The 1,556-nt window shown below is 42.7% G+C and carries 1 protein-coding gene; it reads right to left on the bottom strand.

Annotation, left to right across the window (positions count from 1 at the left end):
- On the bottom strand, window positions 1-1,419 hold a 1,419-nt coding region (gene pbpC / locus ACWHAR_RS20890), incomplete at its 3' end, for a penicillin-binding protein 3 (RefSeq protein ID WP_452087702.1).
- Window positions 1,420-1,556: the final 137 nt, after the last annotated feature.

The raw sequence follows: 1,556 nt of genomic DNA, 5'->3' as shown, positions 1-1,556 counted from the left end.
ATAAATATTGTCTGACGTAATAAGGGCGTTTTCCAAATCGACTTGTTGAAGTCTCTCAGACACACGTGTCACTGAATAGCCGCCCCAGCTCGAATCTTTTTGCCACTCCTTGCCTTTAATTGTTTTCTTCTCATCGGCTTTAAGGGTGCCGTTTTTGATTCCAATAGCAGCCGCAATCGGTTTAATGGTAGAACCTGGCGCGTATGTCTTATTGAATTTCGCTGAAAACGGATTGTTTTTATCTTTGTTTAGCTTTTTCCATTCCTTATCGCTCCAGCCGAAAATAAATCCGTTTGGATCGTAGGAAGGCGCACTGACAAGGGCGAGTGTTTCGCCTGTCTTCGGCTGCAGCGCGACTGCCGCCCCGCTGTCATCCTTCAGTTCATCATACAGCTTCGTTTGCGTTTTGATATCAATTGTGAGGTGAAGATCCTCGCCGTCCTTTGCTTTCTTTTCAGCGATGACTTCCCCGGTTTGCGGCACGTAGATTTTCCAGCCAGTTGTGCCTCTTAGCTTGTCTTCATACACATTTTCAAGTCCGGCGATACCGATGTTAGACGTATCGCTGTACGTTCCTTCTTTCTTTTTCTTCAGTTCTTCCGCTGTAATGGCGCGGACATAGCCTGTCAAATGGGCTGTTTTTTCGCCATACGGATAGTAGCGGGAGCTGACATTCGTTCTTGTTACGCCTTGTAATGACGTCGCTTCAGAAACTAATTTCTCCTGGTCAGGCTTGACCTTTTTGAGCGGCACAAACGAATCGTCTTTTACCCAGCCTTGATCCAGCTTTTTCTTGATGTCGTCTTCAGTCAAATCAAGTTTTTTGGCGAGTTCTTTTATAACTTTCTCTTTTTTATCGCCAAGCTCTCCGGGAACAATTCCAATTTCCGGAACATCTGTATTGACAGCTAAACCTTTTCCATTTTTATCGTAAATTTGGCCTCGTTTCGGTTCAATGCTCATAATTTGCACGGTTTTGTCGTCAGCCAGCTGCTTGAAAATAAACGATGGGTCCCAATCTATATTCCATGACTCCTCGTCATCTGTTTTTTCTAATTTCAGCACAGCAGTATTCTTGAAGCTGACTTTGCCGGCATTTGTGTTCATGCTGACTTTATACGGGATATGTTTCATTGTCTTGTTGTCTTGATCGTCCTTATCTACTTCTCCCGCAGTGACTTTCAAATTTTTTACGCCGGCCTGCTCATAGATGGCTTTATACCTGTTGACGAAATCTTTTTTGGAGATTTCTTTTTTGACATCTTTAGTCAGGCTTTGATACATGTCATCGAATTGCTGATCGTTCCACTGTTTCACGAATGCTTCCTTGCGATCCTCTGGTGAATCTGTTTTGGAGCATCCGATTAACCCAATCAATCCGACGCATAGAAATACTAGTAGAATACACTTTTTTAACATGACTTTCCCCTGCCTTCCACTTGTTATTTTCTCTTAATTGAATTGGTGCGTGCAAGATTTTTTTGAAAATGAAGGAAAAGTTCACCGATTTTACAGAAATCTCCTATCGTTTGCTGTAGACTATTTGAAAAGACAGA

The sequence above is a fragment of the Bacillus sp. LR--39 genome (assembly GCF_053613335.1).
The sequence above is the reverse complement of the archived record's forward strand: the minus strand, read 5'-3'. Positions and strand labels throughout refer to the sequence as shown.